At 69.0% G+C, this 15,949-nt stretch carries 13 protein-coding genes; 3 read left to right on the top strand and 10 right to left on the bottom strand.

The window, feature by feature from the left end; genetic code table 11:
• Positions 1–22 precede the first annotated feature (22 nt).
• Together JOD27_RS21850 and JOD27_RS21845 are read right to left on the bottom strand one after the other, a co-directional pair.
• Positions 23–1,390 (bottom strand): carbohydrate-binding protein, encoded by a 1,368-nt coding sequence (locus JOD27_RS21850; protein WP_204764125.1) that lies wholly within the window; start codon positions 1,388–1,390, stop codon positions 23–25.
• 125 nt (positions 1,391–1,515) lie between these two features.
• Entirely contained in the window at positions 1,516–3,156 is a 1,641-nt protein-coding gene (locus tag JOD27_RS21845) for a bifunctional 3'-5' exonuclease/DNA polymerase (RefSeq protein WP_239568378.1), read from the bottom strand.
• Positions 3,157–3,373: 217 nt separating this feature from the next.
• Here JOD27_RS21845 and JOD27_RS21840 point away from each other — a divergent pair, with 217 nt between their 5' ends.
• Positions 3,374–4,291: a class I SAM-dependent methyltransferase gene (locus JOD27_RS21840; RefSeq protein WP_204764123.1), complete on the top strand. Its 918-nt coding sequence runs from the start codon at positions 3,374–3,376 to the stop codon at positions 4,289–4,291.
• Between the two features lie 110 nt (positions 4,292–4,401).
• Positions 4,402–6,834, top strand: a complete 2,433-nt coding sequence (locus tag JOD27_RS21835) for a hypothetical protein (RefSeq protein WP_204764122.1) — start codon at positions 4,402–4,404, stop codon at positions 6,832–6,834.
• Here JOD27_RS21835 and JOD27_RS21830 read toward each other — a convergent pair.
• Both JOD27_RS21830 and pruA read right to left on the bottom strand, forming a co-directional pair.
• Positions 6,821–7,744, bottom strand: coding sequence for a proline dehydrogenase family protein (locus JOD27_RS21830; RefSeq protein ID WP_204764121.1), 924 nt, complete (start codon positions 7,742–7,744; stop codon positions 6,821–6,823). The genes JOD27_RS21835 and JOD27_RS21830 overlap by 14 nt on opposite strands.
• The gene (gene pruA, locus JOD27_RS21825; RefSeq protein WP_204764120.1) at positions 7,744–9,372 is read right to left on the bottom strand and encodes an L-glutamate gamma-semialdehyde dehydrogenase; all 1,629 of its coding nucleotides are present in this window, start codon (positions 9,370–9,372) and stop codon (positions 7,744–7,746) included. The genes JOD27_RS21830 and pruA overlap by 1 nt, the downstream gene beginning before the upstream one ends.
• A 109-nt stretch (positions 9,373–9,481) precedes the next feature.
• Here pruA and JOD27_RS21820 point away from each other — a divergent pair, with 109 nt between their 5' ends.
• Positions 9,482–10,990 carry a PucR family transcriptional regulator gene (locus JOD27_RS21820; RefSeq protein ID WP_204764119.1) on the top strand — a complete coding sequence of 503 codons (1,509 nt, stop codon included), beginning with the start codon at positions 9,482–9,484 and terminating at the stop codon, positions 10,988–10,990.
• On the opposite strand, the gene JOD27_RS21815 is transcribed toward JOD27_RS21820, so the two are convergent.
• From JOD27_RS21815 to JOD27_RS21790, 6 genes are all read right to left on the bottom strand, one after another.
• Positions 10,972–11,589, bottom strand: coding sequence for a YidC/Oxa1 family membrane protein insertase (locus tag JOD27_RS21815; RefSeq protein WP_204764118.1), 618 nt, complete (start codon positions 11,587–11,589; stop codon positions 10,972–10,974). The two genes, JOD27_RS21820 and JOD27_RS21815, sit on opposite strands and share 19 nt — an antisense overlap.
• Before the next feature lie 42 nt (positions 11,590–11,631).
• Positions 11,632–11,916, bottom strand: a complete 285-nt coding sequence (locus JOD27_RS21810) for a DUF6412 domain-containing protein (RefSeq protein WP_204764117.1) — start codon at positions 11,914–11,916, stop codon at positions 11,632–11,634.
• Between the two features lie 159 nt (positions 11,917–12,075).
• The gene (locus JOD27_RS21805) at positions 12,076–12,663 is read right to left on the bottom strand and encodes a nucleoside/nucleotide kinase family protein (RefSeq protein WP_204764562.1); all 588 of its coding nucleotides are present in this window, start codon (positions 12,661–12,663) and stop codon (positions 12,076–12,078) included.
• Positions 12,660–13,217: a ribonuclease FAU-1 family protein gene (locus JOD27_RS21800; RefSeq protein ID WP_204764116.1), complete on the bottom strand. Its 558-nt coding sequence runs from the start codon at positions 13,215–13,217 to the stop codon at positions 12,660–12,662. Before JOD27_RS21800 ends, JOD27_RS21805 begins: the two co-directional genes overlap by 4 nt.
• A complete protein-coding gene (locus JOD27_RS21795; RefSeq protein ID WP_204764115.1) occupies positions 13,195–14,484 on the bottom strand; it encodes an FAD-dependent oxidoreductase in 1,290 nt (429 codons plus the stop codon). The genes JOD27_RS21800 and JOD27_RS21795 overlap by 23 nt, the downstream gene beginning before the upstream one ends.
• Before the next feature lie 58 nt (positions 14,485–14,542).
• A complete protein-coding gene (locus JOD27_RS21790) occupies positions 14,543–15,937 on the bottom strand; it encodes a GAF domain-containing protein (RefSeq protein WP_504739942.1) in 1,395 nt (464 codons plus the stop codon).
• Positions 15,938–15,949: the final 12 nt, after the last annotated feature.

The following is a 15,949-nucleotide window of genomic DNA, read 5'->3' as shown; positions in this document are numbered from 1 at the left end:
GCCGAGCCGACCAACTCAGGGGTCAGGTTCCGAACTTCACCCAGTTCACGCTCACGTACGGCGCGGGCTGCCCGGAAGTGAACGTGATGTACACGTCGTGCACCCCGCTGATGTTCGAGATGTTGGCGGGAATGGTTCTCCACGCGTCCCATCCACCGGTGTTGCCGACCGCGAACGACCCGGCGGGAGCTGCGGAACGCGAGTCGAGCCGCACCTCGACCAGCCCGCTCACGCCACCGGAAGCACCCGACGCCACGCGGGCGTAGAACTGCCGGGCGGGACCGGAGCCGAAGTCGACGCCGGAGAACTTCAGGTAGCCGCCGTTCGCGATCTGGTGCACGCCGGAGCCGCCTTCCGCGGGCCCGACCGAGCCGCCGGAACGCTCGGCGGCGTTCTCCGCCTGGAGCTCGGAGTACGCGCTGCCGCCGCCACCAGGCGGGGGAGTGGTCGTGGTCGGCGGAGTGCCGCCAGCCGTGTAGACGGCCACGTAGTCCACCACCAGCGAATGCCCGGACTGGGTGGCCGCGACAGGGGTCGGCTGGTTGTTGTTCAGGGCGTTCGGGAACGCGCCGCCCATCGCGAGGTTCAGCAGGATGAAGTACCCCGCGTGCGACGTCATCTGGTCCCACACGCCGGCGCCCACGCGGTCGCGGGTCACCTGGTGGAAGCTCTGGCCGTCGACGAACCACGTGAACGTCTTCGCGGCGTCGTCCCACTCGAAGCGGTAGGTGTGGAACGCGGACTGGCAGGACGCGCCGGGGCACGTCCGCGAGTTGCCGATGCCGGTGAACTCGCCGCAGACACCGCCGGGGGCGACGTCGCAGTGCAGCACGCCCCACACGGAGTTGATGCCGTTGACGTTCTCCATGATGTCGAACTCGCCGATGCCCGGCCAGTTCCAGTAATTGCCGCGGAACGGCGAACCGAGCGCCCAGAACGCCGGCCAGTAGCCCAGCGCCGCCTCACCGGTGATGTTCGGCATCTGGATGCGGCCCTCGATCGCGAGCTTGCCGCCCGCCGCGGGCTTGAAGTTCGCGCGCTGGGTCTCGATGCGCGACGACGTCCAGTTGCCCGCGCCGTCCTTCAGCGCGGTGATGCGCAGGTTGCCCGCGCCGTCCAGGCGGATGTTCTGCGTGCTGTTCGTGTAGTTCTGGATCTCTCCTGTGCCCCAGTTCGCGGGACCTCCCGGGTAGCTGTGGCCCAGATCGAAGATCCAGTCGGAACTCGACGGCAGGGAACCGTTCGGGCCGTTGAAGTCGTCACCCCACACCTGCGTCCATCCCGCTGCAGGGGGTGGGATCGAAGCGTTGGCTGACATGGCGGCGATCGCCAGGGGTACCGCGGCAAGAAGAGCTGTCGTGGCCGCGAGGACGCGGCGGCGTGGCTTCATGCGCGAGTGACCTCCTTGTCACGGGTGCAGTCCATCTATGAGAGCGCTCTCACGGCAGGGACGGCAAGCGGCCATTCGGAGCAACGACCCGCAACGCGGCAGGTCCCGACGCGTCTCGTTTGGACTTATTTGGCGTCGGCGTAGCACTCGACGGGCACGGCGTTCATCGGGAACCGCACCGCCGTCTCGCCGAACAGCAACCGCGTCGCCTCACGCCCGGCCAGGGCGATCGCCTCGATCACCGCGTCCGCGTCCTCGCGCGGACAGTGCACGAGCACCTCGTCGTGCTGGAAGAAAACCAGGTGGGCGTTGACGGGCAACCGGTTGCGCAGCACGGCGAGCAACGCCGCCGTCCAGTCCGCCGCGCTGCCCTGCACGACGAAGTTGCGCGTGAACCGGCCCCAGTTCCGCGCCGCCTGCCGCGACGAGCTCGACACCTCACCCGAGTCGTCCGCCACGCCGGTCAGCTCGCGCCACGCCTCCGAGGGCGCGGGCGACGTGCGACCCAGCCGAGTGCGCACCATCCGCCCCTGCTCACCTGCCTGCGCCGCCGCCTCCACGTAGCCGACGGCCTGAGGAAACCTCTTGCGCAGCACGGCGAGCAGCGGTCCTGCCTCACCGGACGTGCCGCCGTACATGGCCGACAACATCGCGATCTTCGCGCGCGGCCGTTCCCCTTTGAAGGAGTCGGCGGCCAGCGCGGAGTACAGATCGTCGTCCCCGCACACCTCGATCAACCGCTGATCTCCTGACAGGGCAGCGAGAATCCGCGGTTCCAGCTGCGAGGCGTCCGCCGCCACGAGGCACCAGCCGTCGTCCGCGAGAACGGCTTTCCGCATCAGCCGGGGAATCTGCAGCGCCGCACCACCCCGCGACGCCCAGCGCCCCGACACCACGCCACCGACGACGTAGTCCGGCCGGAACCGCCCGTCCTTCACCCACGCGTCGAGCCACGTCCAGCCGTGCGCGACCCACAGCCGTGCGCGCTCCTTGTGCTCCAGCAACGGTTCCACGGCCGGATGGTCGATCTTCTTCAGCACCCACCGCCGCGCCGACGGCACGTCGATGCCCTCCCGTGCGAACGCCCGCACGATGCTCGCCGGTGCGTCCGGGTTGACCTCCTTGCCGCCGAACGCCTCCCGGATCTGGTCCGCCAGCGCCTGCAACACCTTCGGCCGCACGCCCGGCGCCGTCCGCGGCCCGAGCATCTCCTCGAGGATCGCGTTGTGCACGTCCGCCCGCCACGGCAACCCGTGGTGCGTCATCTCCGCCGCCACCAACGCCGACGCCGACTCCGCCGCGATCAGCAGGCTCAACGCCGGGTTCCGTTGCTGGGCCCGGAAAACCAGCGACAACGCCGTCAACGGGTCGGTGCCGCCCGGCAACACCAGCGGGTCCGGCTCGAACAACGTCAGCTCGACGTCCTTCTTGCGCGGCCCCAGATCCGCGGGCGCGGGCAACCCCAGCTCGCGCGCGAGCGCCGCCGCGAGCTCGCGCGGTTCGCGGTGCCTGCCCTCTGCGCCGAGCAGCAACGCCTCGGTCAGGTGCAGGTCCCAGCACCGGTCGACGCGCACCCCCGCGTGCAGCAGTGCCGGGTAGACCTCGGTGGTGTCCGCCCACACCCACCGCGGCCGGTGGGCGCGCTCCAGCGACGCGACGGCGGAGGCGAGTGACGAGGCCGCCATCGCGGGACCAGCGGGCGTCCCGTCGTCGTGCAGCTTCTGCCACCGGCCCGCGCCGTCCGCTTCCGGGACGAGGGCGACCAGCACCCCCTGATTGTGCAGCGGGGGTCCGACAGTTTCAGTGCGGGCTGAAACCGGGCGACCGGGAAAAAGGCCGGGAAACATCGGCAGGCTTTCTATTCCGCGCCATTCCTGTTCGGATCCTATGAATTCACCCGGAACGGGAGCGTGAAAGGACACCTCCCGGTGGAGGCGCTGCCACAGTGTGAAACCAAAGGAACGCTCACCTTGGAGAACTCTCATGGCCAACGGCAACGCGGCGACAGGGCTGCGCGACCTCAACGCCGGCATTCCCGACGCTGACCAGCTCAAAGGGGCCGTTTCGGCGATCTACGACGATGTGGCGTCGTGGTCGCGGACCGGCGACTTCTGGAACTGGGGCATGCATTGCCCGAATGTGCTCGACGAGCTGACCGATCTCTGCCCGAATTTCAACGCGGGGGTCAGCGACGGTTTCTCGGAGCAGCTCTACTTCCAAACCCTGCGCGGGTTGCCGTACTCGAAAAACGACTTCAAGGGTCTCACCGTGCTCGAGGTCGGCTGCGGCATGGGCGAGGGCCTCAACTTCCTCACCCGCCTCGTCGACCCCGCCCGAGCGGTCGGCCTCGACATCTCCGCCGCCGCCATCCGCAGGGCCAACGCGCTGCTCGCCCGTGGCGACCGGCTGAGCTACGTCGAGGGCGACGCCGAGCGGCTGCCGTTCGGCGACGGTGAGTTCGACCTCGTCATCAACGTCGAGAGCTCGCACAACTACCCGGACGTCGAGCGGTTCTTCCGCGAGGTCGCCCGCGTCCTCAAGCCAGGCGGCCACTTCTCGCTGATCGACGTGTTCGACCCGAGGTCGTCCGCTCGGTTCGGCACGCTCCAGCGGGAGATCACCGATTTCGAGTGGATCCACGAGCGCGACGTCACCGAGAACGTGAAGAGCGCGATCCGCCGGCGCATGGCTCCCGGCAGCTTCTTCCGGCGCGAGTACGCCCGCAAGCAGATGCCGTTGCGGGCCCGCATCATCGGCGGCATCGGTGGCGCCCACTACGCCGGCGCCGACTTCGTCGGGCACCGCGACGCCCTGTCCAGGGTGCTGGAACTCGCCCGCATCCGTCCGAAGTTCGTCGGTGAGTACGAAAGTTACCGCCACCATCTCGCGCGTCGGCCCTAACCGTTGGAGGATCTTCAAGCCAGTCAGCAAAGGAGTGAAGGAAAACGGGAAAACTCCACGATGGTGTGGTCTTCCTACCCCTGGCCTGACCATCGGCCGACTATGAGGCTGTGGACCGAGCACTCAGCGTCGCCGCACTGCTGGATCCCACCCATCAGGTGGTCCCCTTTCACGGCAGAGTATCCGAACTGCGGGCACTCACGCGGTGGCGGGACAGCCCTGCGCCCCAGGCGTCTCTGCTGCTGCACGCACCGGCCGGCGCGGGCAAGACGAGGCTCCTGCGGCACTTCCAGGCCGAGCACTGGGACGACGAGGAGCACGGCAGGCTGCTGCTGATCGACGACGCCGACCGCCTCACCTGGACCGACATCTCCGAGCAACTGCAGGACACGCTCCGGCACGGACCGGCGCGCACGCGAGTGTTGCTGGCGGGCAGGACCACGGGCTGGTGGTGGTCCTCCACCCGTCAGCGCATCGCGGACTTCGACCACGAGGTCACCGACTCCGCGCTCAGCCCGACCCTCGACGACCGCACCGAGTCGTTCACCCTGGCCTGCCAGCACTTCGCGAAGCAGCTCAACGTCACCGCACCGGACGAACCACCGCCCAACATCGCCGGGGAGACGGTTCTCGACCTGCACCTGGCAGCCCTGACCGCGGTCCACGGCGACCCGTGCGACGTGAACCGCACCCAGCTCGTCCGTCAGCTCCTCCACCGCGACGACGGGCCGAGAACGGGCCGCCTGGCCGAGGACTACCTGGCCGTCGCCACCCCGGAGGTCCCAGACCCGGACCTGCTCGCCCGTGCCGCGCAGCGCTGGCCGCACCTTCGCCCCAAGCTCGACGAGATCATCGCCGCCACCCCGGAGATCGTGCTCGGCATGGCACGCGACAGCCTCCGCATCGCCGCCGAGATCGGGTCCTTCGCGACGCTGGAGCACATCGCCCGCCAGGTCTTCCGAGACGAGCGGTTCGCCACCGACTCGATCCCGTCCCTGCTCACGAGCCGCCTCATCGGCCGCGCCCAGGACACCCTCGAACGCGCCGAGATGTACGGGATGCTCAGCGCCCGCTGCGCCGTGTGCGGCCTGCGCGAGGAAGCCGTCGAGGCCTCGAAGCAGGAGGTCGGGTGCTACCTCGAGCTCGTCGAACAGGACCGCGAGAACCGGCCGCTGCTCGCGGACTCGCTGGGAGACCTGGGCATGCGGCTGCTCGCCGTGCACCGCAACGAAGAGGTCCTGCAGGTCTCCGAGGAAGCCATCCGGCTGTGGCACGAGATCGCGATCGACGACCCGGAGTCCACCCCGCAGCTCGCGTCGGCGCTGGAGCAGATCAGCTACCGCTACCAGACGCTCGGCATGCCGGAGGCGTCGATGGACGCCATCAGCCGCGCCACGCTGATGTACCAGGAGCTCGCGAAGGTGCACCCGGCGTTGTTCCGGGTCGACTTCGCCAGGGTCGCCGCCACCGTCGCCCGGCGCTACCACGCGGAGGGCGAGAACACCTACGCCGCCGACTCCATGCAGCTGTCGATCGCGAACTGGCGCATCCTCTCTCGCGAAGACCCGCGCTACGAACCGGAACTGGCCCGCAACCTCGCCGCGGCGGGCACGATGCTCGTCGAACTGGGCAGGGCGGAGGCGGCCAACGAAACCCTCGAGGAGGCCGTCGAGGTCTTCCGCCGGCTCGCCGTGGTGAACCCGCAGACGTTCCTGCCGGAGCTCGCGGACGCGCTGATGCGGCACAGCCAGGCGTTGCGTGACCTGTGCGAGGATCCGGATGCCAAACTGACCGCGCAGGAAGCCGTGATGCTGTGGCGGGAGACCGGCGACCGCAACGGTCTCGGCACGGCGCTGCTCAACGTCGTCAAGGTCGCATTCGACTTCGACACCGCGCTCCTCGCGGCTGAGGAAGCCGCCCAGGTGTACCGGGAACTGGCGGCCGAGAACACCGTCTGGCACCAGGTCGACCTCGCGATCGCCCTGGCGACGATGGCCGAGCAGCAGCTCATCGGCGACCAGGCGGACAGGGCGCTGACCAGTGCGGCCGAGGTGTTCGACATCGTGCGGCGGTTGCCGTCCCAGCTCGTCGACTTCTTCGGCGCCGAACTCGCCGTCGCCATGCAGCCCATGACCGCCGCATTGTCCGAAATGGAGTATCACGGGCACGCGCTGGAGGCGTCCGAGCTGGTACTCGACATCTGCCGTGCGTTGAAGGACAAGTCGCCGGCCGGAGCGGGGGCCTACATCGGGGCACTGCAGCAGCACGCCTGCAAACTCCGCGGCGCGGAACGACGCGTGGAGGCCCGCAACACCGCGCACACTGCCGTCGTCCTGTGGCACCTGACGGGCAAGGACCTCGACCGGGAGGCCGGGTACGCCGACGCGCTCACGATCTACGCCCGGCTCTGCGCGGAGACGAAACACGAGCAGGAGAAAGCACTCCGGCTCACCCACCGCGCGGTGAAGATCATGCGGGAGGTGGGTGAGCCGGTGAAGCTGGAGTTCGCCCTCGAGACGGTCGAGGCGCTCAGCTCGTCGTGAGCAGCGACCGCAGGAAGAACGCCACGTTGGCAGGACGTTCCGCCAGCCGACGCATGAAGTACCCGTACCACTCGTCGCCGTACGGCACGTACACGCGCATGCGGTTGCCCTCGGACGCGATCCGCCGCTGCTCCTCGGGCCGGATGCCGTACAGCATCTGGAACTCGTAGGAGTCCTTCGACCGCGCGGACGCCAGGTCGGCGGCGATCGCGATCAGGCGCGGGTCGTGCGAGGCCACCATCGGGTAGCCCTGCCCCTCCATGAGGATCTTCAGGCACCGCACGTACGACAGGTCGACGTCGTGCTTGTCCTGGTACGCCACGGAAGCGGGCTCCTGGTAGGCGCCCTTGCACAGCCGCACCCGCGAGCCGGAGTACGCGAGGTCGCGGCAGTCCTGCTCGGTGCGCTTGAGGTACGCCTGCAGCACCGCGCCGACCCACGGGAAGTCCACCCGCAGCTCACGCAGGATGCCCAGCGTGGAGTCCGTGGTGGTGTGGTCCTCCATGTCGAGCGTCACGGTGGTGCCGACGACGGCCGCGGCCGAGCAGATCCGCCGGGCGTTCTCCAGCGCGATCTTCTCGCCGTCCACCGGCAGCGACTGGCCGACGGCGGACAGCTTCACCGACACCTCGGCGCCGTCGGTCAGGCCGTGCGACTCCAGCCGGGCGAGCAGCGTCAGGTACGCCTCGACGGTGTCGTTGGCCTGCGACTCCTCGACGGTGTCCTCACCGAGGTGGTCCAGCGTCACGAGGCGGCCGTCGCGCAGAACTTCAGCCGTCGCACGGATTGCCGAGGAGACGTCGTCACCGGCGACGAACCGCTCGACGACGGGCCGGGTCAGCGGCGTCGACTCGACGAGCTTGCGGGCGCCCTTCGAACGCGACGCCAGGAGAAGGCTGTTGCGCAACATCAGAGCCCCTGGTGCGGGTGGAGGTGGTTGGTCGGCGCCGCGAAGGTCTCCTTGATGGAGCGCGGGCTGACCCAGCGGAGCAGGTTGTGCACCGAACCGGCCTTGTCGTTCGTGCCGGACGCACGGCCACCACCGAACGGCTGCTGGCCCACGACGGCACCGGTCGGCTTGTCGTTGACGTAGAAGTTGCCGGCGGCGAACCGCAGCTCCTCCATCGCGTGCGCCACTGCGGTGCGGTCGCGGGCGATGATCGAGCCGGTGAGGCCGTACGGCGCCGCGCTCTCCATCTGCTTGAGCACGGTCAGGTAGTCGGCGTCCTCGAACACGTGGACCGCGAGCACCGGGCCGAAGAACTCGGTGGTGAACACGGAGTTCGACGGGTCAGAGCCGAGCAGCACGGTCGGGCGCACGAAGAAGCCGTCCGAGTCGTCCGCGGTGCCACCGGCGGCGATCTCCAGGGTCGAGTCCGCGCGGGCGGCCTGCAGCACGCCCGACAGCTTGTCGAACGAACGGCGGTCGATCACCGCGCCACCGAAGTTGGCGAAGTCGGTGACGTCGCCGTAGGTGAGCGCCTCGACCTCGGCCAGGAACTGGTCCTTGATCTTGTTCCACACCGACCGCGGCACGTAGGCACGCGACGCGGCGGAGCACTTCTGGCCCTGGTACTCGAACGCACCGCGGATCAGCGCGACGCGCAGCACGTCCGGATCGGCCGACGGGTGCGCCAGCACGAAGTCCTTGCCGCCGGTCTCGCCGACGATCCGCGGGTACGAGCGGTAGTTCGCGATGTTCGCGCCCACCTGGGCCCACAGCTTCTGGAACGTCGCGGTGGAGCCGGTGAAGTGGATGCCCGCGAGGTCGGGGGAGCTCAGCGCCACCTCGGACACGGCCAGGCCGTCACCGGGCAGCAGGTTGATCACGCCGGGGGGCATGCCCGCCTCTTCCAGCAGCCGCATGGTGAGGTGCGCGGCGAACGACTGGGTCGGCGACGGCTTCCACAGCACGACGTTGCCCATCAGCGCGGGCGCGGTCGGCAGGTTGCCGGCGATCGCGGTGAAGTTGAACGGCGTGATGGCGTAGACGAAGCCCTCGAGCGGACGGTGGTCCGTGCGGTTCCACACGCCGGGGGAGGAGATCGGCTGCTCGGCCAGCAGGTTGCGGGCGAACTGCACGTTGAAGCGCCAGAAGTCGATCAGCTCGCACGCGGAGTCGATCTCGGCCTGGATCGCGGTCTTCGACTGGCCGAGCATCGTCGCGGCGTTGAGCGTCTGCCGCCACGGACCGGCGAGCAGGTCGGCGGCACGCAGCAGGATGGCCGCGCGGTCGTCGAACGACATCGCGCGCCACGCCGGGGCGGCCTCACGGGCCGCACGCAGGGCGTCCTGGGCGTCCTGCTGGGTCGCGCCCGCGAGGGTGCCGAGGACCGAGCGGTGGTTGTGCGGCTGGACGACGTCGAAGCGCTGTCCGCCACCCATGCGCTGCTCGCCGCCGATGGTCAGCGTCAGCTCGAGCGGCTCCTTCTGCAGCTCCGCCAGCTTGGCCTGCAGTTCCGCGCGCTCCGGGGTACCGGGGGCGTACTGCAGGACCGGCTCGTTGACCGGGGCGGGAACCTGGGTGACAGCGTCCACTCGGCAACTCCTCTTCCGTTCTGGGTGCCCAAACCGTAAGACCGAGCGACCTCGTCCAACTTGTGCAACCGGCCAAGATTCACCAGGTCAGATGTACGATCGGACAACCATGAGCCTACGCCACATCCTCATCGCACTCGGAGATCCACTCGTCGAACTGCAGGTCGCCCCCGACGGCCTGGAAGTCGACGTGCGCGATGTCGTGATCATGGATCCGGACGACCCGCCGGACGTGGCCGCCGGAGACCTGGCGTTGGTGATCGGCGCTCGTGGCCGCGCCGCGCTGCCCCTCATCAGGGCCGCTGGACGGGCGAAAGCCGCCGCTGTCGCGGTCAAGGAGTCGTCCCAGGCTCTCGAACAGGCCGCGATCGACGCGGGCGTGGCGTTGCTGGAGGTCCGGCCCGAGGTCCGCTGGGGGCACCTGGAGTCACTCGCCAAGGGCGTGCTGACGACCACGACCGACGACGGCGAGGTGCTCGGCGACCTGTTCGCCCTCGCGCAAACGATTGCGACCCTGACCGGTGGCATCGTCAGCATCGAGGACACCGCGAGCCGTGTGCTGGCCTACTCCCGCTCGTCCGACGAGGTCGACGAACTGCGCCGGCTCTCCATCCTCGGGCGTCAGGGTCCGGAGCCGTACCTGAAGATGCTGCGCGAGTGGGGCGTCTACAACCTGCTGCGGTCGTCAGAAGAGGTCGTGCGGATCGACGAACGCCCTGAGCTCGGCATCCGTCGCCGCATCGCCGTCGGCATCCACGCGGGCTCGCAGCCCCTGGGCACGATCTGGGTGCAGGAGGGCGACCAGCCGCTGACCGAGCAGGCGGAACGGGCGCTGCTCGGCGCGGCCCGCGTCACCGCGCCGCACCTCATCCAGCAGCGCAACCAACCCACGTCGAGGTTCCGCGAGAACCTCCTCGCCGCGCTGCTGACCGGCCGGATGGACGCCGCCACCGTCGCCGGCCAGATCGGCGCCGACCCGAAAAAGCCCGCCGCGGTCGTGGTTTTCGCACTCCGCGGCGGCGAGGGCGACCGCAGCGAACACGAACTCCGCCGCGCCGAGATGACCGGCCTGATCTCCGTGCACGCGGCGGCGTACCGGCGCAGCGCTCTGGTCAGCGAGTCCGGCGGCCGCACCTACGTGCTGCTCCCGGACCTCGCCCCGAACGCCCAACTCCTGAACCTGACGCGGGAAATCGTCACCACGGCGCGACGGCACCTGCACACGTCCGTCCAGGCCGCGGTCGGCTCCACGGTGTCCACATTGGACGACGCGCAGATCTCCCGGCAGGAAGCCGAACGCGTGCTCGACGCGATGGCGCGCGACCTCGACGCCGAGGTGGCGACGCTCGCCGACGTCCGCTCACAGGTGCTGGTGAGCGAGATTCTCGCTCTGCTGCAGGACAATCCCCGGATCCGCGATCCCCGGATCGACGCGCTCGACCCGGAGCTCGCCAAGTCGTTGCTGGCCTACCTGGACGCGCTGGGCGACGTGCGAGCCGCAGCGGAACGGCTGCACGTCCACCCCAACACGTTGCGGTACCGGCTCAAACGCATCGACCTCGACCTCGACGACCCGCTCGTCCGGCTCATCGCCCAGCTTCAGCTGAGGATGCGGTAGAGCAGCGCCCGTTCCGCGATCGTCCACGTCGTCGTGGTGAGCAGGTACAGCCCTGCTGCCAGCGGCAGGTATGCCGCGACCAGGATCGTCCCGAACGGCAGCACCTTGATCAGCCCGGTCATGAACCCCGGCGTCGGCGTGGTGGTCATCCGCGACTGCTGCCACTTCACGGTCAGATAGGCCACCACGGCGAGCAGCCCGAACAGCACGAAGAACACCCAGGCGAAACTGCTCATGAAATGAGCACTCAGCGAAACCCCGAAAATCGTCCCCTCCAGGAGGGGGTTGGGGGTCGTGACGACCTGGTACATGACCATGAAGAACGGCATCGTCGCGAGCATCGGCAGCATGCCCGCGAACATCGAGACGCCGTTGCGCTTGTAGACCTTCTGCGACTCCTCCGAGAGCCGCATCAGGTCCTTGCCGTACTTCTTCTGCAGCTTCTGGATCTCCGGGGCGAGCTTGGCCTTGGCCTTCTCGCCGCGGACGGCCGCGCGGTAGAGCGGGTGCAGCATCAGCCGCACCGCCATGGTGAACAGAACGATGGCGAGCGCGGGCATGCCGAAGCTCGCCAGGGCAGCGCCCAGGTCAGCGAACAAGGGTTGTTTCTCCGTATCGAGTTGGGGATTGCTCAGGACGTGTCAGAACGTCCGGCATCCCGGTGCTCGAGGACGGGGCCTGCCTGCGGCGTCAGGGTTTCGCAGCCGCAGTTGGGCGGATCGTTGCGCTCGTTCGCGGAGGGAGAGCGACCGCGCTGGTGCCACCGACAGCGGCACCAGCGAGACGATCACGATCAACGCGAGGGCGAGCGCGGTCACGGCCGCGACGACCTCGGTCGGCGAGGAGAACAGCGTGAAGGCGTAGAGGGCGGGCAGGAAGACCGCGAGCGTCAAGAGCGCGCGATTCTTGGTCTCCGGCCGCCACATGCCTTGCAGACTACCTGTACTTGACGGGAATGGGGGCCGTCTCCAGAACGCCGCCTGCTTCGTCGTAAAGCCTGACGTAGAGTTCTTCGTCGGTCACGGACCCTCCTCTCAGCCCGTCTATGTCCGCGGCAGCGAGAGTGGTTCATCAAAAGCGGTGGTTCACGACTCGACCAGACCTGGCCGATCGGGGTGGTCGTAGCGCACGAAGAGGTCCGCCACCGGCTCGTAGTCGTCGAACGCCGGCAGCGTCCACTGCTCCGCGGTCTTGCGCCTGAGGGCGCCGGGGGAGAGCCACAGGTGCACGGTCAGTTCGGCTGGAAGCCAGCGGTCCAGCAGCAACGTGCCGTCGACGATCACCACGCCGTTCTCCGGCAGGTCCACGTACTCGGCTCGGCTGGCCCGGTCGGTGGCCGCGTTCCACAGCGACGGCAGCACCTTGCCGTCCATCGCCGGGTCGAGGACCTCTCGTTGCAGTCCGTTGAAATCGAACCAGTCGTGCCGGTAGGAGTACGGGTCGGTGCGGCCGTGTTCCAACCGCACCGACGCCGGTCGCAGGAAGTCCTCAGTGGACACTCGCTGCACCGCGCGGCCCAAGGCGCGCAACGGTTCCACGACGGCGTCGGCGAGCTTGCCCGGCTCGGCCGCGGGTGCTCCGTCGATCAGCACCCGCACCCGGCCCGGCAGGGCGGACACCCTGCCGACGATCTCGGAGACGAGAGCGTCGAAGGTGAGCGGCCGGACCTTCACCGCCACTCCGCGGGAGGGTGCCAGTCCGCCCAGGCCGTGTCCCACCAGATCTCGCCGGACGCCAGCATCTTCTCGATCTTGTGGCCCTCCGCCCGGATCGCCTCGGCTTCCTCCGCCGAGTACTTGCCGGACGCGACCTGCTCCTCGAACTCGTCGAGGTCGCGCTGCTCCCATGTGCCGTCCCCCGCCATCGTGTAGTCCAGCGCGTGGTCGAGCGTCTCGAAACCGTCGGACGTGCGGCGGTAGGGAGCCTGCAGGTTCAGGTAGTAGTTGCCGAAGACCCGGTCGTCGCCCTTCCAGAACAGGTCGACCGAGTAGGCGTCCTGGGGCCGGTGCAGCATGAGCTTGCCGTGACCGCGCCAGAACCCGCGATCGGGCTTGTCCCACGGGTGCGGGTGGTGGTGGTCGGGGTAGGTGAGCCGGGTGCCCGGTTCCACGAAGACCGCGAGCAGGCCCGGCTCGTCGACGACCACCCGCGTCGGCATCTCGGACCAGACCTTGCCGTGCAGCACCTCCCGCCGCACGACCACCTCACCCGGCGTGAACCACCTCATGGGCTGAATCTACGTGATCACGTTCGGCCATGTCCCTGGCCATCATGCGGCGCTTGAGCGGCGGCAGCGCGTTCGTGACCCGCAGGAACGTGCGGAGGAACGCCAGCACGACCCGTCCGATGACGGGCTTGTGGATGGCGCCGTTGCCGTCCATCTGCTCACGTGACGACTGCACCGCCTCGAACCCGTACCTGATCATCTCCTTCTCGTACTCGGAGATCGCCTGCACGAGGTTCTTGCCGTGGTGGGCCTCGGTGAGCTTGCGGCACAGCAGTTCGGCGTCCCGCAGTGCCGTGTTCGCCCCGATGCCGCGGCCCGGCGTCATCAGGTGCACCGAGTCGCCGATCAGCGTGACGTTGCTCGACTCCCACGGCGCCATCGGCTCCGACGTGCGGACCTTGATCTGGAACGCCGTCTCGGGGTTGCCGAGCCGGAAGAGCTCGCGCAGGTTCGGGTGGAACTTCGGCGTCATGTCCAGCACGACCTGCTTGAGCTGCTCCCCGTCCATGCCCTTCAGGTCCGGGAACTTGTCGTGCGAGGCCGCGTAGCCCCACATGATGTAGTCGTCCTCCACACCACTGTCATCATTTTCCTGGCGATCGAACCGCATCACGTGGATGATCACGAACGCGCCCTTCGGCCCGTAGAGCAGCGTGACGGCGCCGTCGGCCTGCGGCGGCAGCAGCTTCACGTTCTCCGGCGTCAACGGCAGCTTGGCCGCGATCGTCGTGATACCGGTGTCCACGACCTTCGCGTGCGGCAGGTACTGCTTGCGCACCTTGGACTGCGCGCCGTCCGCGCCCACCAGCACGTCACCGGTCTCGGACGTGCCGTCGTCGAAGAAGGCGGTGACCGAGCCGTCGTCGTTGCGGCTGAAGTGCGTGAACTTCTTGTCGAACCGGACGACGTCCTCCAGGCCGTTCAGCAGCGCCGTCCGCATCGCGATCCGGCTGACCGAGTTCTCGCGGTGGGCCGGGTTGCGGGCCTGCGGGATGTCGGCGACCAGCAGCTCCTTGTACTTCTCCGTCCGCATGTTGATCCGCGTGGCCGGCCGGGCCGTCGTGCGGACGAACTCGGCGAACACGTCCGCCGGCAGGCAGTTGTGCAGCGCCTTGCTGCCGTCCGGGCTGATCCCGACCCGGTAGCCGATCAGCATGCTGCGCGGCGTGCGGTCGCGCTCGAACAGCGCCACGTCCACGCCGGCCTTCTTCAACCCGTGCGCCAGGCACAGGCCACCGGTCCCTGCTCCGATGATAAGTACGCGCATGAGAATCCTCCCCACTAAGTCTCTTAGTTGGGAAGATATTCAGTTGGTGAGACTCTTGTCAATCCTCCTGACTGAGTCTCCGCATCCGGGCGGTCGCGATCGCGGCGCGCACGTCGTTCGCCGGCAGCAGCCTGACCAGCTGTTCCAGCGCTTCCCAGTCGTGTTCGCCCGAGTCGGTCTGGGTGAACGTCCACAGCGCGTTCGCGTCGCCGCGCGACAGGATCGCCTTGCGCACACCGCTCGCCAGCTCGTCGCGCTCCGCCAGCACGAACGGCGCCTCGGACCGGGGGAGCAGCGCGCCGCGGTACCGGGATGCGGCCAGCTTGACGTCGCCTGCCTTGAGCGCCGCGCGTACGGAGAGGAAGTCCGCCTCGACGTCCGCGGTCAGCCCGTACGGCCTGGTCGTGAGCACGTCGGCGCCCAGCTGCGCCCGCAGCCTGTGCAGCTCGGCGCGCACGGTAGTGGGGTTGCCGCGCTCGCCGTAGAGCCGCAACGCCAGCTGGTCGGCCGACAGCCGCCCGTGTAACGCGAGCGCGCACAGGATCTCCGCGTGCCGTAACGAGATCGGCACCTCACGCCCGTCCAGTACGACCTTCGGCTCCTGCAGCAGGAACGACAGCGACAGCACCGAGCGCCGCACGTGCCGCTGCCTCGGCACCCTCAGCAGGTAGCCCTGGGCGAGCGGCTCCAGCAGCGCCTCGCGGCCGTCCGGCAGCCGCACCCGGTCGCTGGAGACGTCGACGCGGGCGGGCAGCAGTCCGTACGGCTCAACGGCCACGACCCGGCCGGTGGGGCTGAGCAGCGCGCCGGGCTCGCCGCGCAACGCGATCAGGTGCCGCATGTTGCGCGCCCGCAGCTCGTCGTCCTGCGCGTGCATCCTGGCGAGCATCTCCGACTCGGCGAGCCTGGCCGACGCGGACACGAGCGCCACCATCGAGGGGTGGACCGTCCGGATCGGGCCGCTGAGGTCGACGACCCCGATCGTCGTGCCGGTGTCCGGGTCGCGGATCGGGCTCGCCGCGCACGTCCAGCGGTGGTACGTCCGCACCAGGTGCTCGGCGGAGTGGACCGTGACGGCCGAGTTCGTAGCGAGCGCGGTGCCCATGCCGTTCGTGCCCGCGGCGTCCTCTGACCAGCGTGTTCCTTCGGCGAGGCCGACGTGCTCGGCGCTCGCGCGGGTGTCGCTGGCGCCCTCGCACCACAGGATGTGGCCCTGCGCGTCCGCGACGATCATGATGTGGCCCGCCTCCTCGGCGAAACCGAGCAGGGTCTCGCGCAGCACCGGCAGGCTCGGGTGCAGCGGATGCCGTTCGCGCAGGCCGGGAAGCTCGTCGGCGGCGAACACGGTGGGCGCGGTGTGCAGGTCGGGATCGACGTTGGCGGCGAGTGACCGTTGCCACGACGCGGAAATCACCGAGCGTGGCGAATTGAGCGTGCGAGTACCACTCAACACGGCATCTCTGAC

This window comes from Lentzea nigeriaca (genome assembly GCF_016907955.1).
Lineage (GTDB): Bacteria > Actinomycetota > Actinomycetes > Mycobacteriales > Pseudonocardiaceae > Lentzea > Lentzea nigeriaca.
This window is presented reverse-complemented; position numbering and strand designations above follow the sequence as displayed.